Source organism: Proteus sp. NMG38-2, assembly GCF_020640995.1.
Lineage (GTDB): Bacteria > Pseudomonadota > Gammaproteobacteria > Enterobacterales > Enterobacteriaceae > Proteus.
The window spans coordinates 1,524,279-1,544,945 of the sequence record NZ_CP085481.1 but is presented as its reverse complement, the minus strand read 5'-3'; the positions used below and the strand labels follow the sequence as shown (position 1 = coordinate 1,544,945).

Sequence of the window (20,667 nt, the reverse complement as noted above, 5' to 3'; positions counted from 1 at the left end):
TTTATAAATAAGAAATCAACGTTGATCAAACTTAAGTCAAATATTTGTACCTTTAATAACTGTTTTATAAAAGCATTAAAATTTTATTTAATTAATACAATTATTGTTATTATTCTAATCTTATGCGATTAATTATAAACAATATTCATTATAGCTAAATTGTCATTAATCCACTTAATATCCATAGAACCTTTGTTGTTAATCAATTTCGAGCTGAATTGCTTATTCCTTTCTAACTTATATTGAGACTCTTGCATTTCACTACCATTCCAACACTTTGTTTTAAAAGTATTTTTATCTGTATCCATTAAACAATTGCCCTCAACAATCGCACCAACAAAAGTGATTGTTCCGGAGCCTATAACTTTATTTTCCTTACCAAATGAAGGTGCGCTTAATAATAAAGACAAGCACATAGATGTAATATAAAGCTTCTTCAAAACTAATCTCCTCTGATTATTGGGCGTAGAAATCTGACAAGCCAATATGTTATTAAAGTCATAACTAATATCGGCTTGTTACTTTATTTATTTAATTTTTATCTTTAATTAAAGAATAGAAAAAAATTATAAGACGCTCAAATTAAGACTACCAAGAAAAAACACTCTAAATTTAAGTTAAGTAAGAATGAACAGAGATAACAAAAACGAAACGAATAGATAACATTTATCTAAGCAATAAATTGCAAAGATATATTTTTTTATTTTGACTATAGTCCTATAATCAAACTTAAACTTATTGTGATCTAGATCACCAAAAACATGTGAAATTTGTCATTTGATTACTATGAAACTTTCTAATTTTTACCAAAAAGCCGTCGCTATTTTTCTACTTAACCTAGTGGGCCTCATTATTTTCCTCTCTTGGTATCTTCCTGCACAACATGGATTTTGGCTATCAATAGACACCCATATTTTTTATTATTTTAATCAACATATTTTACCTGATACTTTTTTCGCAACTTTTGTGGCTTACGTTAATAATAGAAAATTTGATTTAGTCATTTTGTTAGCTATGGGCGCACTTTATTACAATACTTTTCGTCAAAAAGATTATAAAGGTAAACGCCATCTTATAATTGTAGGATTAGTGATGGTGATCAGCGCTGTACTGATTAATCAAATTGGACAAAATATTCCAATAGAAAGACCTAGCCCAACACTTTATTTTCAAGATGCACATAGAGTGGGTGTTGTAACTGGCATTCCAACAAAAGATGCCTCTGGTGACAGCTTCCCAGGCGATCATGGCTTAATGTTACTTATCTTTTGTAGCTTTATATTACGTTATCTTTCATTCCGTGCTTTCTTATGGGCACTACTTATTACCGTTGTGTTCGCATTACCACGAGTAATGGCTGGTGCGCATTGGGCTTCTGATATATTAGTGGGTTCTATTTCTTTAACTCTAATCACAACAAGTTGGTTATTAATCACACCATTATCAGATGTTATTGTCAGACAATTAGAAAAATATCTTCCATTTAAAAAATAAAAGAAAAAACACCTCTGATTAATTAAAAAAGAATAAGTGCAAACATAATGGCACTTATTCTTTTGGTCATTTTTTGACATTTAAATGATATTATGATGACAAAATGAGATCTATTTTAAGTATTAGCACTTTATTATCTAATGTTTTGTAAATTAAACCTCATTTCTCTCGCCATTTAACGCCTATTTCTGTACACTTTTCTGGTTTCCTCATTATTTATTGTTTAATGTGGATATTTACGTGCTTTAGAGCACGTTTTTCGCGAAATAGGGTTGCCAGAGTTAAATTACACTATATTCTCTGGTTATTTGGTGAATAATTCAGGTGCGCTTCTGCACGTAAGGATGTAAGGGAAATCTGTCACAATGAGAACAAAACCGTATATGAGAATGCTTAAGCTCATACCGGCGTTCATTGTTGTAGCTACGCTATCGGCCTGTAGCTCACAGAACGCAAATTCACGCTTAGCGAATTCAAGCACTACCCCACTTAATACATCATCAAGCACTTCTATTTCCCAAGCATCTCAAGATGAATTTGAATCATTGGTGAAGAATCTCGATATAAAATCTAAGATACTTGACCAATATGCAGACTGGAAAGGCGTCGCTTATCGCTTAGGCGGAGATACTAAAAAAGGCATCGACTGCTCTGCCTTTGTACAAAGAACCTTCCTTGACCAATTCGGTGTAGAACTACCTCGCTCAACCTCAGACCAACAATTCTCAGGTACTCAGGTTAACAAATCAAAATTACAAGCAGGTGATTTAGTTCTATTTAAAACAGGCCGCACTATGCGCCATGTTGGTATTTATATTGGAAATGATAAATTTGTACACGCATCCACCAGCAATGGTGTGACAGTGTCAGAAATGTCTAATATTTACTGGAATAAGCGTTTTTATGCGGCAAGACGTGTTATAGAAAACAATGATGCAACCCTTGCTGAGAACAACTTTTCAAAAAGTGTATTAAGATAATTTATTCCCTTATATCTTATTGCAAATAAAAAGCCTCATTATCAAATAATGAGGCTTTTTTGTGTTCTTTCGTCATTTTGTAAATCACACAATCATCACGTCAGTTTTATAACAATAGGTAATGTTATAAATAAGAATACGCTGTTGGAAATGGTTCAGCAATGGCAACACCTGCATTCTTTAAGCAACACAGCGCAGCACATTCATCATCACTACATAAAAAAAGACATGGCACGCCATCCCACTCAATCACAACGCTATCAATATGGAGATTACTCAGATACTGACGCAAATTCTGTATTGCTTCATCCAGTGTCATACCATCATGACTTAATAATTTTAAGCCAATCAGTGTATTTTGCTTTCCAGCATCATTTTCAGGCAGTATCTCTACTCTTGTACCTGCAAAGCCTGCTAGCCACCGATAACTCAGCGGCAGCTTATGAACTACCGAAAGTTGTACATTATCCACAAATCAATCCTGTTTCATCAACACGTTAATTTAATACATCATCAATACGAGTTTGAACTGACTTGCTCACACGTCATATTAAAACCTTGCTAATCATAAAACATAATTATTACAATTATTTTACAAAAAAAGCGAAGAGACGTATCAAACCATTTATTTAGCTTAGCGTTTGTACGTATTCATTTCTACGATGATTAATCTCTTCAATTATTCTTTCATTTTTTTAACATTTTATCAACTATATAAAATATTACGCATTCAAGTAAAACAATTCATCAATTTTTATCACTATGTTTCATACCAACAAAACAATAATAGATGATTATTAAAATAAATTTTACTTAATTTAACAAAACAACAACATTGAGTATTGATTCAAATCAAAAAAGCACACTAATTTGAAACGATTCATGAAGTACAGTAGAGGAAAATGTGGTCTGTTCAGGGGAAGTAAAGGAGAAAAAGGAGAAGCACGCTATAAATTTCTCTTATTTATAGCGTGATATTCTTATTTGTAACGGCGCGCAAGTAAAATAAAGCCCATAGCAAATAGCACACAAAAAGCCATAGCACTTACCATTGGCCATTCTGATTTTGCTGGGAACATAGCAATAGCCGTTCCAACTAAAGCTCCAACACCAAAGCGTACAGTTCCTGCCAAAGAAGAAACCGTTCCAGCCATATGTGGATAATCATCAAGAATAACAGCCATGGCGTTTGATGTGATCATTGCAATACCACCAACATACATCGCTACTCCCACAACGAGATAATAGAAATGTAAATTAAGGGCAACAACTAATAATAGAAAGATCCCCATAATACATTGAATGGTTAGCCCTAAACGCAACATCTTCAACGCACCAAATCGGCGAACATATCGCCCATTTATGCTTGTCATGACAATTAAAAAGATAATATTAAAACCAAAGTACAAGCCAAATTGATCGAATGGAATACCGTGTAATTCGATATAAACAAAAGGCCCTGCACTCAGAAATGAGAACATACCGGCAAAAGAAAAACCTGACGCCAGAATATAACAAAGAACACGACGAGTTCTAAACAAACTAATAAATTGGCTAAATGTTACTCTTAGGCTAAAGCGCTGACGGCGCTCTTTGGGTAAGGTTTCAGGAATATAAAATGCAATTAATGCACCCGCAATTACTGCGGCTATCGCAATACTCCAAAAAATAGCATGCCATGAAAACCAATTCATCACCCAAGCACCTAGTAATGGTGCTAATAAAGGTGCAATCGTCATCACCAATGCAACGAAAGACATACTTCTAGAGAAATCATCTCTAGAGAACATATCTCTCATTAATGCATTAATAACCACACTCGCAGCAGCTGCCGCAAAGCCATGGAGAAAACGCATACCAATTAGCATATCAATAGATTCAGATAATGCACATGCACTAGAGGCAAAAGCAAAAACAATCACACCGCCCAAAATGACAGGCTTACGTCCCAAACTATCCGCCATAGGACCATAAACGAGTTGCCCAATAGCAAAACCAAAAATATAGATACTTAATGTCATTTGCACTTTACCGCTAGGCACACCAAAATCTTGTGCAATAGTAGGTAAGCTTGGCAAATACATATCTATAGCCAATGGCATAAGCATGGAAATAAGTCCCAATATTAAAATGAGACTAAGGTACGACGAACGTTGCTGTTGCACGCAGATAAACTCCCAAAGACGACAGGACAGATAATAATTATTGAGGTAAGTGAATGCTGTTGATCTCTTCTTCTGTTAATGGACGATATTCGCCCTCAGCTAAAGTTTCATCTAATGTAATATCCCCAATACGCTCACGATGTAATGCGCTGACATGATTACCCACAGCAGCAAACATACGTTTTACTTGATGATATTTGCCTTCACTAATTGTGAGTTTCACTTCTGTAGGTGTAATAATTTCTAATTTAGCGGGTTTAGTCAGATCTTTTTCGCCATTCAGTTGCACACCTTTTTGGAACTGTTCAGCAACACCTTCAGCAATTGGCTCTTCCAGTGTGACATGATACGTTTTTTCGCAATGATGTTTTGGCGCTGTAATGCGATGTGACCACTGACCATTATCAGTCAATAATACAAGCCCCGTTGTATCAATATCTAAACGTCCAGCGGCATGTAATTTATATGCCAGAGGCTCATCAATAAAATAAAGGATAGTTGGATTAACTGGATCATCTGTTGAACACACATAGCCAATAGGCTTATTCAACATAAAATAACGAGGCCCTAAAATCTGGGTTAACACATTGCCGTTATAAGCTACTTCTTGTTCTGGTGCTATTTTGGTGGAACCGCTTTTTACCATTTCACCGTCAATTGTTACAAGCCCTGCTCTTAACTCACGAAGTATCAAGCTACGGCTAATCCCCAATTGCTGGGATAAAAATTTATCTAATCGCATGAATTTCTCTGAAAAATGGATGAATACCATCTGATATGAGGTATCTATTAAAAATGAATATTAACAATAAAACAACTAATTAATTTATAAATAAATTATTACATCCTTTACTTATCAAACACCACTTACCTTATTCGCGCTATCTATAAAAAAATGCTACGCTGACGCCCTGTTTGATTTCTTATGTAGAGTTATGGCATTTACACTCAGACCTTATCAACTTGACGCTGTTAACGCGACAATCTCTTATTTTCGTCAACACGATACACCCGCGGTGATAGTCTTACCCACCGGTGCAGGAAAAAGTTTAGTTATCGCAGAACTTGCTAAAAGAGCGCGAGGACGTGTCTTAGTCTTGGCACACGTAAAAGAATTAGTTGAACAGAACCATAACAAATATGAAGCTTATGGTCTATCCGCAGATATTTATGCCGCAGGCTTACAACAAAAAGAAAGTAGCGGAAAAGTTGTTTTTGGTAGCGTGCAATCTGTTGCGCGTAATTTATCACAATTTAATGATACGTTTTCGCTTCTTATAATCGATGAATGCCATCGTATTAGTTTGTCTAAAGATAGCCAATATCAACAAGTTATTAAACAATTACAATCCATTAATCCCAAATTACGGATCTTGGGATTAACTGCAACACCTTATCGTTTACCTACGGGTTGGATTTATCAATATCATTATCACGGAATGATTAGAGGTGATGAAGAGTGTTTTTTCCGTGATTGTATTTATGAATTGCCTTTACGTTATATGATAAGCAATCATTTTCTAGTACCCCCAACTCGATTAGATATGCCTATTTTGCAATATGACTTTAGCCAAGTCCGAACAAGTCAAAATGGAATATTTAATGAAGAAGATCTTAATCGTGAAATAAAAAGACAAAAACGTATTACTCCCCATATTGTTTCACAGATTATTGAATATGCAGAAAACTGCCGTGGTGTCATGATATTTGCAGCCACCGTTGAACATGCAAAAGAAATTCTTTCTCTTTTGCCTCAAGATGAAGCGGCATTAGTAAGCGCGGATACGCCTTCTCATGAACGAGATACGCTGATTTTTCGTTTTAAACAGCAACAGTTACGTTATATGGTCAATGTTGCGGTGCTAACAACAGGCTTTGATGCACCGCATGTTGATTTAATCGCCATTTTACGCCCAACAGAATCAGTCAGCTTATATCAACAAATTGTAGGACGTGGGTTAAGATTATTTGCAGGAAAAACCGAATGTCTGATTTTAGATTATGCGGGTAATCCTCATGATCTTTATCTTCCTGAGGTTGGCACTAAAAAACCCAACCCTAATAGCAAACCCGTGCAAGTATTCTGCCCTATTTGCCAATTTGCTAATACTTTCTGGGGAATAGTCGATGCTGATGGCGATATTATTGAACATTATGGTCGGCGTTGCCAAGGCTGGGAACTCAATGAACATGGACAAAAACAGCAGTGTGAATTCCGCTTCCGCTTTAAATTATGCCCTCATTGTAATGAAGAAAATGATATTGCAGCACGTCGTTGTGTTCACTGTAATGAAATATTAGTTGATCCTGATGATATGCTTAAAGCCGCATTAAAGCTAAAAGGAGCACTTGTTTTGCGCTGTGGTGGCATGCAATTTCAATCTGGAAATGATGCTAAAGGAGAATGGTTAGACATCAATTATTACGATGAAGAAGGCACTTCAGTATCAGAGCGTTTTCGCTTAACCACCCCTGCTCAACGTAAAGTATTTGAGTTGAAGTTTCTACGTGAACACCAGCGAGCGCCCGGAGTTCCTTTTATTTGGCATAATGCTAACGATATTATTAAGCAGTTCGATTTATTACGTCATCCTGATTTTATTGTCGCTCATAAAGGTAAAAAAGAGCATTTTTGGAAGATAAGAAATAAGATTTTTGACTATACAGGACGCTATCGAAAAGCAGATACCTTGTATTAATCTGGATTTATATTTGCTGTTAGTGGACTTTTTCGTTAAAATGCGCTCCGCTTTATCTATTTTTAGATAAACCAAATCTCGAGCTTGTTGCTGGGTCGCCTGTAACAAGTATGTATTTTCTTTCTTTTTCATAAGAGAAAAAAGATGTTAACTATTAATGCAACTGTACGTAAAGAGCAGGGTAAGGGTGCGAGCCGCCGCCTGCGTGTGGCTAACCGTTTTCCTGCTATCGTTTATGGCGGAAATGAAGAGCCAATCGCTATCGATTTAGATCACAACGAAGTAATCAACCAAGAACACAAATCTGAATTCTATTCTGATTTCGTTAACCTGGTAATCGATGGTAAAGAAACTAAAGTTAAAGTTAAAGCAGTGCAACGTCACGAGTATAAGCCAAAAATTACTCATATTGACTTCCTGCGCGCTTAATAAGCCACCCTTCGAGCTTTATTTTTCGGGACGCCGAGCATGTAACGCCACTTAATGTGGCGTTATTTGTTTCTACTAGGTAATTATTTTTCTGATGCTCTACGCTGTAATTGATCACGTAAATTAGGTGGAGTACCTTTGATCGTGAGTGTATCTGTTGCAGGATCCCAGAATATTCTTTCACCCAATAATTTCGCATCAAAGTTAACAGTTAATCCACCGCCACTACCAGAATATTTCATTAATTGACGTAAGGTACTGCGATCAGCTGGAAAAGTATCAGCTAATTCATAGCCCTTCTCTTCGGTAAATTGAACAAAGTTTTGATCACCCAAAGATGGTAACTCTTCAGCAAGCTCGGTTAAGGCAATTTCTTCACCAGATTGTAATTGCTCATTACAGTAGCTATATACTTGTTCGCGACAAGTCTGACGTGCTTGCTTATCCATTTCGGAAGCTTCACAAAAGTCATCAACAGCTTGTAATAAACCTTTGTTTTGAACTTTAGCGTTTAAACCTTCTTGAGCACCTAAAAAGTCCATAAAAAAGTCAGAGACTTTGCGTCCTACTCGACCTTTTAAGAAAGTTAAATAGCGCAGAGAATCTGGAGCCGTTTCCCATTCAGTTAAATCAATACGAGCAATAATATCTGCATGAGGAATATCTAGATAACGTGTTGATGAAACATCAAGACTGTCATTCACCCACATGCTATTGCAGCTACTCAATACAGCAATTAAAAGATAATCCACCGCCAAATAACGATAATGACAAAAGAGAACGGTTCCCCCTTCTGCAAAGGGGTATTTAGCTAATTCATCTTTTAATCTCACTGTGGCTGCACGCGAAAAACCTAAAAAGTTTTCTTCACCTTTGCGCTGTAAACGTAATGCTTGCGCTAATTCACTTTCTTCATTAAACAGACCATAAGCTTTATTTTTTGCACTGTAGACACGATGCAACTCTTCAATCATTTCCTGAACAACAGGTTCAATCTCTAATACTGAATCGCGTAACACAACTTCTAATGTCTGCTCATCTCGCTTGATAAGCTGATGTAAGACTAACTGACTAATATCTAGACTCATGGTCGTCCTCTTTATTTCTTCACTTTCTCATGCGCGTATTCAAACACTCCCCACTTTCAGTATCAAGGGAAAATTAATTAATTTAATAGCGGAAAAAGACCCAACAATACGGTAATATATAGCGTTTTATTCATTTAGTAGGAATTCTGATTTTATGCCACAAAAATCCCGTTATAGTGATGAACAAGTTGAGCAGTTATTAGCAGAACTTGTCAGCGTTCTTGAAAAACATCATACTCCTACAGATCTTTCTTTGATGGTGTTGGGGAACATGGTGACAAACTTAGTTAATACAAGTATTGCCCCTGCTCAACGGATGCTGATTGCTGATTCTTTTGTTCACGCATTGCGTGCTTCAATTGATGAAGGCAATATTCACTAATAAACATAGAAAATTATTTATAGACATGGTAACGAGACCTCAGTCCTATCGTGAAAAAGTATCCCAAATGATCAGTTGGGGTCACTGGTTTGCGCTATTTAATATTATTCTAAGCTTATTGCTCGGAAGCCGTTACCTGTTTATTTCAGATTGGCCTGCAACTTTCGCGGGTCGTTTTTACGCAATTGTAAGTTGGATGGGACACTTTAGTTTTATTGTTTTTGCTATCTATATTCTTGTCCTTTTTCCACTTACCTTTGTAGTCGTATCTCAACGGCTACTTAGAGTGATCTCTTGTGCTCTCGCCAGTGCTGGACTCACAATCCTTATCTTTGATATGGCTGTTTACCAACAATTTCAGCTTCATCTGACTCAACTTGTTTGGGATCTAGTCATTAATCCAGATGAAGGTGAAATGGCTCGTGAATGGCAACTTATTTTTATTGGCATTCCTATTATCTTTCTTATTGAGATGCTTTTTGCAACATGGAGTTGGCAAAAATTACGCAGTTTAAACCGTCAGCGATGGGGTAAACCATTAGCTGGTGTTTTTATTACTTGTTTTGTCTTATCTCACTCTATGTCAATTTGGGCTGATGCTAATTTTTATCGCCCGATTACAATGCAACGCGCCAATTTGCCATTATCCTACCCGATGACTGCACGTAAGTTCCTTGAACGCCATGGTTTTATTAATCAATCAGAATATGAACAACGAGTGATCAGTGAAGGTAACCCAGCCGCACAAGGTATTACCTACCCTCTTGCACCATTGATTTACTCAAAAGAAACGTATTCTTATAATCTATTAGTTATCGTTGTTGATGGTTTAGGTAATGAGGAAGTTCCTGAATTACCAAGCTTGCAAGAGTTTGCACAAAATAATCTCAATTTTACCCATCATTATTCATCAGGTATTGATAACGATACGGCATTGTTTGGTTTATTTTATGGTATCTCACCTTCTTATTTAGATAGTGTATTGAGTAGCAGAAAAAACTCCGCACTATTTGATGCTTTAAGTTATCGAAACTATCAATTAGCAATGTTCTCAACAAATGGTTTTCAGACACCATTGTTTAAACAAGCTGTGCTATCAGATTTTTCTATTCCAACATCACGCAGTGGTAATAACGATGCCACCATTGATAGCTGGCGCAATTGGCTAATAAAAGACAACCAAACAACACCTTGGTTCTCTTTCTTACAAATTGATGGTCACACCAATAAAACGTCTCAACGTATGACATTAAATCAACAATTAGAGCGCGTTTTTAATACATTGCAAGAAACCAAAGTACTCGATAATACCGTTGTAGTTGTCACTTCTAGCTATCATCAAGACAGTGATAAAAAACAAAACAACCAATGGCTTTCTGATAAAACCACCTTTAACTTAAGCCAATCACAAGTGCCTCTAATGGTACACTGGCCAAACATGAAACCACAGTCGATTGATAAAATGACTAGCCATCAAGATATCATGACAACCTTAATGCAACATGTTTTACGTGTGATTAGCCCTGCGGATAACTATTCACAAGGTGAGGATTTATTTGCAAGCACTCGTAATCATCCATGGATTTTCACCGGTGATGACGAAACATTTGTGGTCTTTTTACAAGATAATACGTTGTTGATAGATAAACATGGCCGATATGCTTTATTTGATAAATCAGGAAAAGAAATTAGCTCTGCAAAACCTGACTTAAAATTATTATTACAAGTTCTTGCCGAACAAAAACGCTTTATCGAACGCTAGCGCAATTCGTGATGTATAAAATTACGTCACTTAATTAGCAAAGGGTTGCTTTAGCAGTCAAAAACAGTAATATACAGGGCACAAACGGCATGTAGCGCAGCCTGGTAGCGCACCGTCATGGGGTGTCGGGGGTCGTAGGTTCAAATCCTATCATGCCGACCAAAATTCTTTAGAAAAACCAACCGCTTAAGGTTGGTTTTTTTATGTCTGAAATTTACGAGGGGTAAAATAGGGGTAAAACTGGGGTAAAACTACAATGGATTATCACTAAAAATCCCTCACTTATCTCTGTATTACCACATGCATAAATTTGCAATTTTAAACTTGCTATCCTACCCATTACCTTATATAAATTACTGTATAAAAACACAGTTAAATAGGTGATACCATGATTAAACTTGAAATCAATAATGCTGAATATATTGCTCAGTTAGAAGAGGCTCGTTTATCTGCAGATAACCCTTATGGCTATCTGTTTATGGATATTATCTTTTCTGATCCAATGTTTGATGAAAGCACGTTTAAAATGAAAGATGTTAGACGGGAGCCAATGAGGACGTATATGACGGAGGATGTAGCAAGGGATTTATTTGAGAAATTGAAAACGCATTTCAATCATCAAAATATGGTACCGACATCAAAAAATATAAAGAATCTTATGTAGTTTTAGTTATTTGAAATCATCTTTCTCGCTAATATGTAAACTTATACAGCACGAATTTTTTAATTCTCGGTGACTGTCGCGCCGATATTGAAATTCTTCTCGTCCTATTTTTTCGATATTTTCAATTAACTGCTCTTTTGTCAGTTCTAACCGCCCCTTGAACGGGAGTTCAGGAAGAACCCAGCAAGGATCACCTTCAGTTTGAACTTGATCTTTTTTAGGGGCAATAATCATTGAGGACATTGTATAGGCTCCGGTTGGTCAAAGGGGTCTTTAATTGGATGATCAGGGTGTTCAATGCCATGGCACGTGGCGGTGATTTTCACTTGTTGGCAGGGTAAGAAGTGGACTTGCAATCCACAGGAATCTTCATATTCTGGGATAGTCACGGTGGTCTGATATTGTCGGTAATTGGCTTCCTGTTTTTTTATAAAATCTTTAAATGCAGGGTCTCCAACTCCAGGCATATCTTTAGGGTATGGGTCAGGATTAACTTCCCACTTTACATTGACTTGCATATTGGGTTGCCATATTTCAGGTAGCATGACACAGCAAGTGAATCCCCCCCGTTCGCCCCCGATAACCATTAACCGAAAACCAATTGATATTCGTGTCTACGACATGGTTATACCCCAATAAATTCCCCCCGACATAGGCGATATTGTCTTTCTGTTTATCGTTAGGAGAACATCCTAAAAGAAAGAGTGGAGTAATGAAAACAGCTAAATTAAATGCTCTCATATACCGTTCCTGTCTATTGAAAATAGAACCAGTATTGTACACTTAAGGTAAATTATCCATTCCTAAATGAGAATAATAGGAGTGACATTATTAGTTCTTATAAGGAACCATTATGTTAAATAGAACGATAATTGGTACAATTTATACTGTTTACAGACCAGGATATAATTGCCCTTCATCAACAAAATAAACCTGCATTAAATACCATCGCCCATCCTGAAAAATTAAATAATATTCATAAATAGGAGAGTAACCATCAGGTACAATATATTGCGTTGTGACAACAGTGATATTGTTAGTGCTCTTTACTACCGACAATATTTTTTCTTTTTTAGGGTCATGACTTGATTCAGAACCAAACGCAATGGGTTCTCCTACAAAATCAGGTAAGGTGTATTTAGTTAATAGCCTACGCCACGCCTTATCTGCTAACTCCGTATACTCATCAGGCTTCGAACCCATTAGGCTAAATGCGTAGTCATTCCATTCCATGTAATCTTGTTGAAATTGTCTAACCAAAATTTCAGGTGACTCATTAGACATGGCAACAGATTGATTCATAAATAATTCACCTAAAAGAAGAACAGTAAATAAATACAATGCATAAAATCGATATTTAGACATATTCCCTACCTACTCGATGCAATATTTAAATATGTTGTTATATCACACTGACTAAAATCTTACTGCTTTGATTTTACTCTTAATTGCATAAGTTGCTCGAAACTTAGGTGGCTTAAATCAATTCCTGTTGTTTGAATAGGCCCACCATCAGCACCCGTTAATTCTGTCTTATTCTTTAGCATACCTAAATGCTGTGCAACCATCTTAAGCGCTTCATCTTGATTACGGGTAATAACCTCAATACCGAACTTACCCTCTTTTACCCCTGCAAATAACCGACGGGCTGAGCCTGTTAAATCACGCGTATCATGAAAATGCGCACGACCAATACCAACACCGTTACAATGAGGGCAATCGGGGTTTGGATCTAATGTTTCATCGTAACCGTAGCCACCCACATCTTGAGGTGGCAGTTTATTGGCTGTGAGCGCTTTTTTAGTAGCGTCTTCAAACTCTATCGAATCACGCCATTGGTAATTGAATCCAAATCCCCAGCAATGACGACAACATAATCGACGGTATTCGGTCAACTCGTTAACGTCTGCCGTTGCGATATCCCACCATATTTTTAATACGGCATCTTGGGTTATCTCTGTTCTGCGTTCCCGTTCGGCTAATGCGTCAGTGATTGCTCTTGAAACCTTAGCATTTCTTAGCATGCGAGTAGCATTTACATAAGCTGTATTTCCTTCGCCTTTATAACCGGCTCGCTTATATGCTCCTGTTCGATTTAAGTCGATAAGGTATTCACTAACAAATTTAACCTGTTGTTCAGTTAGCCCGTAATTGCGCAGACTAAAGGTGTTTTCATCATCATGCGCATTACTTGATTCATTACTCTGCGCATCGGGTATATCACTATTGCGCATTGGCGCTTTTGCGCATTCTTTTTTCTGCGCAGTGCGCAATTTCTTGTGCGCTGTTTTTTGCGCATTCTGCGCACTGGATATTTTGATGTATCGTCGTGCTGTTGAATATTTCAGTCCTTGCGATTCGCACCACTCTTTAGGGGATATTCCTGTTATAGCATGTTCGGCGAGGAACTGTTGTTGTAGCATCCCCCAATCCGGTTTTGCCATTGTGTTTATCTCCTTAGCCTATTAAAAAGCCCATTCGTTAAAATAGGCTTTGTGATGAGTTATATTGACTTGCTAAACGTTAATTTAAGGAATGTATTAATAAAGATTAGTAAAATAATTGAACCAATAAATAGATATGCCGAAAAATTAAATGAATTTTTTGATGAAGTACCATCAATTAGTAAAAGAATTAGTATCATAGTATCAAACTTAGTAGCTTATACAGTGGTAAATGGTTTAATTCTCCTTATAGCAATCAGGGCATCATGTAAATATCCTAAGCTACAAGTTAACCCATATGATATAAGTGCTATTCTTATCGCTATGCTATTTTTTTTCTTTATCAATGATGTCTTTACTAATCACTTTCCGATAAAACCCAAAAAAAATGAGAAATTTACTTTAAAATTAGTTTTCATATATATATGTTTTGCTCTAGGTTCAATGCTTATCACATGGTTATATGTTGCTTCTATTTATCAGCCATTAATCTCAATGCCTGATAGTATTTTTGAATGCACATCATAAATTAATAATCAACGTTACACTCTGTTCTCACATACTCCTGCAACCCTTTAATCACTTGCTCTGACTGTGCAATTCGCTCTCAGAGTAACCAATAATTTCTGATAGCGGTGTCAGTAGGTCGGGCGGTGGTTGCATCATCCACGCCGGAGGTGGTAACGCCTTCGGATTTTGGACAGTTGGCTTTGATATACACCCGCTCAGGATGAACACCCTGCATATTCTTTTCACTACGTTTACTAAACACATATTTCGACATTACTTATTTACTCCAAGTTTATTTTTAATAAATATAAATATCGTATCGAGAACACGACTTAGTTTTTTAGTTCCAAGAAAACCAATCATAGCCCCACAAAATTCAGCTAATGATGTCCATGAATCAGACAACCCCATATAATGAAGCTCTAAATCAAACGCACGAATAGCACCAACAGTTAAAGCAACACATCACAGCCTCCGCAAATGATTGCCTAGTTGTGTTTCCCTCTCGACGTTCGCGGATAAACGCATTCTTTCTGCCGTTTACGTTGTTCTGCTTTACGTTCTGCTACTGTTTTTGCTATTGGTCTTGCCTCTCTTAGTAGTACAACTACTCACAAACAATTTAATCACTAAAGTTAAATTCAAATAAAAGGGACCCATGCTTGGAATGAATCACAAAATTATCCCAGCGTATTGCATACCAAATTGGCGGGATCATATTCACTCTATATATTGAAGAACCTATAGTGTATGGCTGAATTAAATCTCTGAAACCAACGACTAAATTCTTTAGTAAATCCGAATGCTTTGTAGCAATACCAAGTTGAAAAAACCATTCTTCCACTATTTTAATCATATCGTTTTCACTGATTTGCTCTAACGAAACATTCCAATGCTCAATGGGATATTCATCGCTATGACGAATAATTACTGACTGAACCGAGCTAAGTAACGTCGCTTTTTCTTCCACATAAGTGCACTCATAGTCAGGGGCAACATTTGGCTCTCTATTCAGTGACTCAACAGCGCATAAGTAGCCATTGATTTTTTCAACATCCAACAAAACAAGTTCTTTCGACATCAGTTTACATTTCATTTTTCATCACTTTTATTTTACCTATATATCAATTGCATATAATAAACTCATCCAATAATTTAGGCATTTGCCTGACTTCCTATATTACGATTCATCTAAAAAACAATATCGTTTAACGCTAACTAACGATATTCGCAAATGTATTGGTGCAGATAAAGCAAAAGCTATCGCAATAGCCAGAGAATACAACAATATTATGCGACCAGAAAAATGTGTTTCTGTTAACTCATTAATTATTGACTCGGGAGGGCAATATGGTGAAGCCCTTCCCTTCTCTGAGCATTTAGATAAATTGTTTTCTCGGATCATCAATGATGAACAACCATCTAAAAGCACGTTGAATGACTGGACTAACGACCTAGAAAGAGTGAAATCCTTTTTTAAGGATATTCCATCAAATGAAATATCTTTGGAACACGTTAATGGATTTATTAATGAATACCATTCTGAAGCTTCTGCCAATGTACAAAATCGAAAAGTAGGTTTTTTAAAGAAGATTTTCAGTTATGCGATAGATGAATCTCTTATGTTCGATAATCCAGCAGAACGTAAGAAAATGAAAAGAGTCGATGGGAAAAAACGTAGAAGATTATCTTATGATGACTTTCTTAAAATTCGAGCATCCGCAGAGCCTTGGTTAAAAACAGCAATGGATCTCGCATTACAGACAACGCAAGCAAGGCTCGAAGTATCACGAATAAAATACAATATCAAAGCCCCTAAAGAAGGAATATGTGGGTGTGTTTGGTATGAAGAGCCAAAAAATGGGATATATGGAATGATCTATATCCATAGGCAGAAAGTACAATACAAAGAAGCTTCTCACGTTGCTATTCCTATAGGAAAGGCGTTAAAAGAAATTATTGATAATAGCCGTGACAATGTGGCAAGCCCTTATATTGTGCATAGACTACCTACTCGCATCCCAAATAAAGTGAGTAAAGAGGTTAATCATCCAACACAAGTCGCACCTGATTACCTTAGTCGTGCATTTTCAGCATTACGTGATCGAGTGGGTGTTGCCAGTCATTTGCCTTTAGATGAAAGACCAACCTTCCATGAAATAAGAGCATTGGCAGCCTTTATGTTTAAACAACGCGGTTTTGATCCACAAGCTCGAATGGCCCATAGTGATGCAGAGTCGACAAAGATTTATACAGAAAACCATGTACAATGGGTTGAAATGCCACATTGTGAAATTGCTTAATTATATTAATACAAATTTTATCTGAAATTGCTGTGGCACAGGGCCAATTCTAATTTGACAGATTGCTCTGTGCCAGTAACAGACTATTATAATTTATGCGATTCAGGCAAGACTTACTTTTTTTGGGCAAAAGTATTTATATATTCAATCGTAATATCGATATTGGACGATGTTGCTTGTAACTCTGCACGAACATCCTGATTTGAGAGGCAGTCTTTCGAATATAGTAAACTGTCAAATATCTGAGTTGGGAATAAGGTAATTTTAGGATCTTCAATCACATTAGCAATACTAATCATATCTTGTGGATGTTTTAATATTGTATTCTTGTCTTTAATTTTATTTTCATCAAATAGGGCTTGATTACTGTGCCATGCAACTGACTTAAGTCCGAAAAGGCATTCTAGGTTTACTGTTGAAATACCTCTCAATGGAATTCTTGATGATCTTATAAATTCATACACCCCGTCATCAAGTAAAATAGCAGAAAAATTTGATATCCCTTGGCCTGTTTTGATCGGAGTAATATGAGGTCTTTTGGCAAGAGCAGTATCGAAGTAATCCGGCTTCCTAGAGAAAAGTTCTATTTGAGCAGGTACATTTGATACACGACTGTCTTCAGGTTGGATGAAACGATAGGCAGAACCTCCCGTATTACTGCCTCTGTATACTTTTCCCTCATAACCATGTTCTGAGATATAATCCCATAAATGACCATAAAATTCGTCATTTGTACTTTCAGTTATAAGAACTATATCGAGATCAACAGTTGGTCTGAAGCTGGCGCCAATATTTTCAAAGTTTAATGCACATGCATTACACCGATAAGAATATAATCATCGGTGTATTGCTGCATATACTCGGTTAAAAAATTTTCACCTTCCATACTGAATTCCTTTTTTATTAATCTTTAAGATTAGAGTACACTTGCTCTTCAAGTTCAACATATGATGACTTCACCCTCAAATCGGCTGTGTTTAACCTCGAAAAAAGAAGAAAAACTTTATTCAACGCATCATTTTGAATGGCTGGCTGGTAAGGAAAAATTTGAAGCATAGCAAAGCCTTCAATATGAGAATGGTAATACTCAGCATCATTTAGCACATTAAGTATTTTAAAAAAATAGTCGCCTTTCATCGTCGCGGGTGTTATAGGCCTCATATATCTGTCTTTGTCCGTTAAACACCTTCCCAAAAAAGGTCTGGATGGTGAGCCTAGAAGAGTATACCGAGATAGAGCTGATTCCCCTGAAAGAAAAACTTTTTCAGTTTTAAGTGTTTCATGTCTGACAGGGACAAATCCTGTAGAGAGAGGAGAAATTCGGTGCCGATAATGGTTCCAAACTTTTTTCCGCGATTCTATAAACTGAAAATGCGAACTGCGTCCATATGAAGTTTCAGATATTAATTTATGAGATAAAAGTTCTTTAACAGCTCGAGAAAAAGCCATTTTTGATACTTCAAGTAACTCCAAAATATCAAAGCTGTTAAAACCATCATCAAAATAGCCAGAAAGATAGTAAGCCAATAGGTATGAAGGAATAATACCATAGCTACTTTCGGTATCGACCCAACGATCGGGAATAGCGAGTTTCGTTTCACTCTGAAGCATCAAAGACGGCATTGAAATATACCGTCCAGGAATGATTAACCCATTTTTTAGTTGTTTTGATATGTTTTTTAACTCAAAAGTTAGTTCTGATGTCACTATAATTAATGATAAGTCTGACTTTGCCTCTAGTCTTCTGAGATGTACAAAATTATTAGACACCAGTAGCTCAGGATCTTTTGTCGTCAACGCCATAAACTCTCTGTCATCGATATTTACGATACTTAAAGTAGCGCTTTTTCTTAGTTGAAATGGAAGATATTCATCCATTCCCTGTAAAATTTTCGTATTGACCAGAAATGATGACTCAATATATTTAAGTGCATCAGCTAACAAACTCTTCATCTCATCACCTCGGTAATGTCTTTGCTAAGAGTAACGCATATGCGTTACTAAAGAAAAGAACTAGGGATCCGAATTAAATTTCATTGTTTTTATTGATTATTTTATTTAGCAAGGAACTTTTTGTCCATTGTCGAATAATCGAATTTTAATTAATGCGTTACTCAATTTTTCTTGTCCAGTTCATGGAAAAATCACCATTGGGAACAGTGTTAGGGTTATAGGTGACTTTGACCGACTATCCAAAGTTAATGACACTATTTTGCTTGTAGAGTATTAAGTTGTACACGATAACATAATCATAAGTATTTATGTCAGTTCTTCGCTCAGATCAGATCGCAAGTTTAAATTATATTCTACCTATGAAACCTGTTAGCTCAAACCTGAGCTAACAGGTATGAGTATAGTGGTAAAACCCCCTTAACTCATTGATTCTTATAATGCATATTTTGTATATTAGGCACTGTATGTAATCACATGCAAATGCATTATTTATATTTACAATCAAAGTGTTAGATAACTTAAAATCGGTTTCATGGGGGGGCGTAGGTTCAAATCCTATCATGCCGACCAACAATATTTAAGAAAACCAACCGCTTAAGGTTGGTTTTTTTATACCTAAAATTTGCTACTGGTAAAACTTTGGTAAAACTGGGGTAAAACTCCCATCAGATTTACCCGAGTTACAGCTCAATTCTCGCCCTGTTTCTATGCTATAATTTCGCTTAAATCATTAACTAAATTTATGTAATAAAGATTTTGCTGGCGAACTAAAAAAATGAAATTAAATGGCCGATATGATTATTTAAGAGAAAAAACCAGAAACACTTGATGCGTAATATAAAAAGCTTTTATTGGTTAAAGAAGTAATATCTTTTTTATTGTGCTAATCAAACCATAAGCTCCATAAAATAATACAGGCAATAATATGAAAAAATAATCTGCATACTTAGCGTTATCACATTAAGTATATTTTTGAATAGTCGTATATTCTTCTCGTTGGATAAATCAAATACGGCCTCATATAAAATAAACCAGCTTAGTTAGCAAAAATCACTTCACTGTATCGAAGATCTAATAAAACTAAATGCGGTAAATAATAATACTCAATGTAACCGACTAAGTGATATAATCACTCAGCTATCATTAACGATATCTAATTGATATCCTGTTGTTTTTATAATGGATAGAAATATGAATAACAAAAAAGAAAACAAAAAGTTGTTAACATTTATATCTCCATTATTATCTTTGACGATATCACTCTATCTGAGCATATCTACATTTGGCTATAATAATATTATTTGGCTAGTTATTTCTTCTGTTATTTTTTTTATCGGTATTGTTGTATTTGTATCTTCTTTAGAAATTTCTATAAAAATTATTTATTTTAAACAACTATCTTTTTTATATACTAATAAATTTGTTATTTTGATCTTTACTTCAATGAGTTTTATAGCAACCGCCATAGTGTTGACAATTATATTCCATGAAGAAAATGTACCTTATAATTTTTTTAATAGTGTGGAATTTGTTGCTTTTCTTATTGCTTATTTTTCTTTTCTCTTAATATCTATTTTTGTTTCTTACGTATATTGTATGATTAATAATAACAAAAAATTCTTTTTACTTTCTCTGTTTTTGTTATTGATAATGTTGAATTTTAAAAAAAATGATATTAATTTTTTAATATTTAATTCACTTATTTTCTTTATTATATTCTTGGGGGCAGTAACTATTATTATGATAAGAAAGGCTTTTTCTAATCATGATTAAATCATGATTCTCCAACAAGCT

At 35.8% G+C, this 20,667-nt stretch carries 23 protein-coding genes and 2 tRNA genes; 12 read left to right on the top strand and 13 right to left on the bottom strand.

Annotated elements, in window-relative coordinates:
* Positions 1-128 precede the first annotated feature (128 nt).
* Positions 129-440, bottom strand: coding sequence for a hypothetical protein (locus LG402_RS07220; protein ID WP_227336695.1), 312 nt, complete (start codon positions 438-440; stop codon positions 129-131).
* A 346-nt stretch (positions 441-786) separates the two neighbouring features.
* On the opposite strand from LG402_RS07220, the gene LG402_RS07215 reads away from it, so the two are divergent.
* Both LG402_RS07215 and mepS read left to right on the top strand, forming a co-directional pair.
* Positions 787-1,494, top strand: a complete 708-nt coding sequence (locus LG402_RS07215) for a phosphatase PAP2 family protein (protein WP_166540637.1) — start codon at positions 787-789, stop codon at positions 1,492-1,494.
* A 365-nt stretch (positions 1,495-1,859) separates the two neighbouring features.
* Positions 1,860-2,474 carry a bifunctional murein DD-endopeptidase/murein LD-carboxypeptidase gene (gene mepS / locus LG402_RS07210; protein WP_166540638.1) on the top strand — a complete coding sequence of 205 codons (615 nt, stop codon included), beginning with the start codon at positions 1,860-1,862 and terminating at the stop codon, positions 2,472-2,474.
* 124 nt (positions 2,475-2,598) lie between these two features.
* Here mepS and LG402_RS07205 read toward each other — a convergent pair whose 3' ends face one another.
* The 3 genes from LG402_RS07205 to rsuA all read right to left on the bottom strand — a co-directional run bounded on the left by LG402_RS07205 (position 2,599) and on the right by rsuA (position 5,381).
* Positions 2,599-2,946, bottom strand: a complete 348-nt coding sequence (locus tag LG402_RS07205) for a YejG family protein (protein ID WP_072069943.1) — start codon at positions 2,944-2,946, stop codon at positions 2,599-2,601.
* 508 nt (positions 2,947-3,454) lie between these two features.
* Positions 3,455-4,639 carry a Bcr/CflA family multidrug efflux MFS transporter gene (locus LG402_RS07200; protein ID WP_109408879.1) on the bottom strand — a complete coding sequence of 395 codons (1,185 nt, stop codon included), beginning with the start codon at positions 4,637-4,639 and terminating at the stop codon, positions 3,455-3,457.
* 37 nt (positions 4,640-4,676) lie between these two features.
* Positions 4,677-5,381 carry a 16S rRNA pseudouridine(516) synthase RsuA gene (gene rsuA / locus LG402_RS07195; protein ID WP_109408878.1) on the bottom strand — a complete coding sequence of 235 codons (705 nt, stop codon included), beginning with the start codon at positions 5,379-5,381 and terminating at the stop codon, positions 4,677-4,679.
* Positions 5,382-5,574: 193 nt separating this feature from the next.
* On the opposite strand from rsuA, the gene LG402_RS07190 reads away from it, so the two are divergent.
* Positions 5,575-7,338 carry a DEAD/DEAH box helicase gene (locus tag LG402_RS07190; RefSeq protein WP_227336694.1) on the top strand — a complete coding sequence of 588 codons (1,764 nt, stop codon included), beginning with the start codon at positions 5,575-5,577 and terminating at the stop codon, positions 7,336-7,338.
* Positions 7,339-7,482: 144 nt separating this feature from the next.
* Positions 7,483-7,767, top strand: coding sequence for a 50S ribosomal protein L25 (gene rplY, locus LG402_RS07185; protein WP_006537318.1), 285 nt, complete (start codon positions 7,483-7,485; stop codon positions 7,765-7,767).
* A gap of 83 nt (positions 7,768-7,850) precedes the next feature.
* On the opposite strand, the gene yejK is transcribed toward rplY, so the two are convergent.
* Positions 7,851-8,855 carry a nucleoid-associated protein YejK gene (yejK, locus tag LG402_RS07180; protein ID WP_109408876.1) on the bottom strand — a complete coding sequence of 335 codons (1,005 nt, stop codon included), beginning with the start codon at positions 8,853-8,855 and terminating at the stop codon, positions 7,851-7,853.
* Between the two features lie 154 nt (positions 8,856-9,009).
* Between yejK and LG402_RS07175 the strand changes: the two genes are divergently transcribed.
* From LG402_RS07175 to LG402_RS07160, 4 genes are all read left to right on the top strand, one after another.
* Entirely contained in the window at positions 9,010-9,237 is a 228-nt protein-coding gene (locus LG402_RS07175) for a YejL family protein (RefSeq protein WP_166540640.1), read from the top strand.
* Positions 9,238-9,262: 25 nt separating this feature from the next.
* Positions 9,263-10,999 carry an LPS biosynthesis-modulating metalloenzyme YejM gene (gene yejM / locus LG402_RS07170; RefSeq protein ID WP_166540641.1) on the top strand — a complete coding sequence of 579 codons (1,737 nt, stop codon included), beginning with the start codon at positions 9,263-9,265 and terminating at the stop codon, positions 10,997-10,999.
* Positions 11,000-11,084: 85 nt separating this feature from the next.
* A tRNA-Pro gene (locus tag LG402_RS07165) sits at positions 11,085-11,161 on the top strand.
* Between the two features lie 226 nt (positions 11,162-11,387).
* Positions 11,388-11,663 (top strand): hypothetical protein, encoded by a 276-nt coding sequence (locus tag LG402_RS07160; protein ID WP_072069949.1) that lies wholly within the window; start codon positions 11,388-11,390, stop codon positions 11,661-11,663.
* A 6-nt stretch (positions 11,664-11,669) separates the two neighbouring features.
* On the opposite strand, the gene LG402_RS07155 is transcribed toward LG402_RS07160, so the two are convergent.
* The 4 genes from LG402_RS07155 to LG402_RS07140 all read right to left on the bottom strand — a co-directional run bounded on the left by LG402_RS07155 (position 11,670) and on the right by LG402_RS07140 (position 14,107).
* Positions 11,670-11,906, bottom strand: a complete 237-nt coding sequence (locus LG402_RS07155; RefSeq protein WP_166540412.1) for a hypothetical protein — start codon at positions 11,904-11,906, stop codon at positions 11,670-11,672.
* Entirely contained in the window at positions 11,894-12,250 is a 357-nt protein-coding gene (locus tag LG402_RS07150) for a DUF3304 domain-containing protein (RefSeq protein ID WP_227336693.1), read from the bottom strand. The genes LG402_RS07155 and LG402_RS07150 overlap by 13 nt, the downstream gene beginning before the upstream one ends.
* 304 nt (positions 12,251-12,554) lie before the next feature.
* Complete coding sequence (locus tag LG402_RS07145; protein WP_227336692.1) at positions 12,555-13,028, bottom strand: hypothetical protein; 474 nt, start codon at positions 13,026-13,028, stop codon at positions 12,555-12,557.
* 59 nt (positions 13,029-13,087) lie between these two features.
* Positions 13,088-14,107, bottom strand: coding sequence for a terminase small subunit (locus tag LG402_RS07140; RefSeq protein WP_227336691.1), 1,020 nt, complete (start codon positions 14,105-14,107; stop codon positions 13,088-13,090).
* A 54-nt stretch (positions 14,108-14,161) separates the two neighbouring features.
* On the opposite strand from LG402_RS07140, the gene LG402_RS07135 reads away from it, so the two are divergent.
* Entirely contained in the window at positions 14,162-14,635 is a 474-nt protein-coding gene (locus LG402_RS07135; RefSeq protein WP_227336690.1) for a hypothetical protein, read from the top strand.
* Between the two features lie 51 nt (positions 14,636-14,686).
* Here the strand turns inward: LG402_RS07135 and LG402_RS22330 are convergent, their stop codons facing one another.
* Positions 14,687-14,770, bottom strand: coding sequence for a hypothetical protein (locus tag LG402_RS22330; RefSeq protein WP_413685688.1), 84 nt, complete (start codon positions 14,768-14,770; stop codon positions 14,687-14,689).
* 469 nt (positions 14,771-15,239) lie between these two features.
* Positions 15,240-15,698 carry a hypothetical protein gene (locus LG402_RS07125; protein ID WP_166540416.1) on the bottom strand — a complete coding sequence of 153 codons (459 nt, stop codon included), beginning with the start codon at positions 15,696-15,698 and terminating at the stop codon, positions 15,240-15,242.
* 82 nt (positions 15,699-15,780) lie between these two features.
* Between LG402_RS07125 and LG402_RS07120 the strand changes: the two genes are divergently transcribed.
* Positions 15,781-16,920, top strand: a complete 1,140-nt coding sequence (locus LG402_RS07120; RefSeq protein ID WP_227336688.1) for a tyrosine-type recombinase/integrase — start codon at positions 15,781-15,783, stop codon at positions 16,918-16,920.
* A 113-nt stretch (positions 16,921-17,033) separates the two neighbouring features.
* On the opposite strand, the gene LG402_RS07115 is transcribed toward LG402_RS07120, so the two are convergent.
* Together LG402_RS07115 and LG402_RS07110 are read right to left on the bottom strand one after the other, a co-directional pair.
* On the bottom strand, positions 17,034-17,351 hold the full coding sequence (locus LG402_RS07115) for a hypothetical protein (RefSeq protein ID WP_227336687.1): 318 nt from the start codon (positions 17,349-17,351) through the stop codon (positions 17,034-17,036).
* A 472-nt stretch (positions 17,352-17,823) separates the two neighbouring features.
* Positions 17,824-18,873, bottom strand: coding sequence for a hypothetical protein (locus LG402_RS07110; protein ID WP_166540143.1), 1,050 nt, complete (start codon positions 18,871-18,873; stop codon positions 17,824-17,826).
* A gap of 460 nt (positions 18,874-19,333) precedes the next feature.
* On the opposite strand from LG402_RS07110, the gene LG402_RS07105 reads away from it, so the two are divergent.
* A tRNA-OTHER gene (locus LG402_RS07105) sits at positions 19,334-19,443 on the top strand.
* Positions 19,444-20,064: 621 nt separating this feature from the next.
* On the top strand, positions 20,065-20,646 hold the full coding sequence (locus LG402_RS07100; RefSeq protein ID WP_166540142.1) for a hypothetical protein: 582 nt from the start codon (positions 20,065-20,067) through the stop codon (positions 20,644-20,646).
* The last annotated feature ends 21 nt before the right edge of the window (positions 20,647-20,667 follow it).

Coding starts and splice junctions, on each gene's coding strand:
- rsuA (WP_109408878.1), bottom strand. CDS start 5,381: ATGCGATTAGATAAATTTTTATCCCAGCAATTGGGGATTAGCCGTAGC.
- LG402_RS07110 (WP_166540143.1), bottom strand. CDS start 18,873: ATGAAGAGTTTGTTAGCTGATGCACTTAAATATATTGAGTCATCATTT.
- LG402_RS07100 (WP_166540142.1), top strand. CDS start 20,065: ATGAATAACAAAAAAGAAAACAAAAAGTTGTTAACATTTATATCTCCA.
- LG402_RS07140 (WP_227336691.1), bottom strand. CDS start 14,107: ATGGCAAAACCGGATTGGGGGATGCTACAACAACAGTTCCTCGCCGAA.
- LG402_RS07150 (WP_227336693.1), bottom strand. CDS start 12,250: ATGGTTATCGGGGGCGAACGGGGGGGATTCACTTGCTGTGTCATGCTA.
- LG402_RS07175 (WP_166540640.1), top strand. CDS start 9,010: ATGCCACAAAAATCCCGTTATAGTGATGAACAAGTTGAGCAGTTATTA.
- yejK (WP_109408876.1), bottom strand. CDS start 8,855: ATGAGTCTAGATATTAGTCAGTTAGTCTTACATCAGCTTATCAAGCGA.
- LG402_RS22330 (WP_413685688.1), bottom strand. CDS start 14,770: ATGCAACCACCGCCCGACCTACTGACACCGCTATCAGAAATTATTGGT.
- rplY (WP_006537318.1), top strand. CDS start 7,483: ATGTTAACTATTAATGCAACTGTACGTAAAGAGCAGGGTAAGGGTGCG.
- LG402_RS07155 (WP_166540412.1), bottom strand. CDS start 11,906: ATGTCCTCAATGATTATTGCCCCTAAAAAAGATCAAGTTCAAACTGAA.
- LG402_RS07145 (WP_227336692.1), bottom strand. CDS start 13,028: ATGTCTAAATATCGATTTTATGCATTGTATTTATTTACTGTTCTTCTT.
- mepS (WP_166540638.1), top strand. CDS start 1,860: ATGAGAACAAAACCGTATATGAGAATGCTTAAGCTCATACCGGCGTTC.
- LG402_RS07125 (WP_166540416.1), bottom strand. CDS start 15,698: ATGTCGAAAGAACTTGTTTTGTTGGATGTTGAAAAAATCAATGGCTAC.
- LG402_RS07135 (WP_227336690.1), top strand. CDS start 14,162: ATGAGTTATATTGACTTGCTAAACGTTAATTTAAGGAATGTATTAATA.
- LG402_RS07215 (WP_166540637.1), top strand. CDS start 787: ATGAAACTTTCTAATTTTTACCAAAAAGCCGTCGCTATTTTTCTACTT.
- LG402_RS07160 (WP_072069949.1), top strand. CDS start 11,388: ATGATTAAACTTGAAATCAATAATGCTGAATATATTGCTCAGTTAGAA.
- yejM (WP_166540641.1), top strand. CDS start 9,263: ATGGTAACGAGACCTCAGTCCTATCGTGAAAAAGTATCCCAAATGATC.
- LG402_RS07190 (WP_227336694.1), top strand. CDS start 5,575: ATGGCATTTACACTCAGACCTTATCAACTTGACGCTGTTAACGCGACA.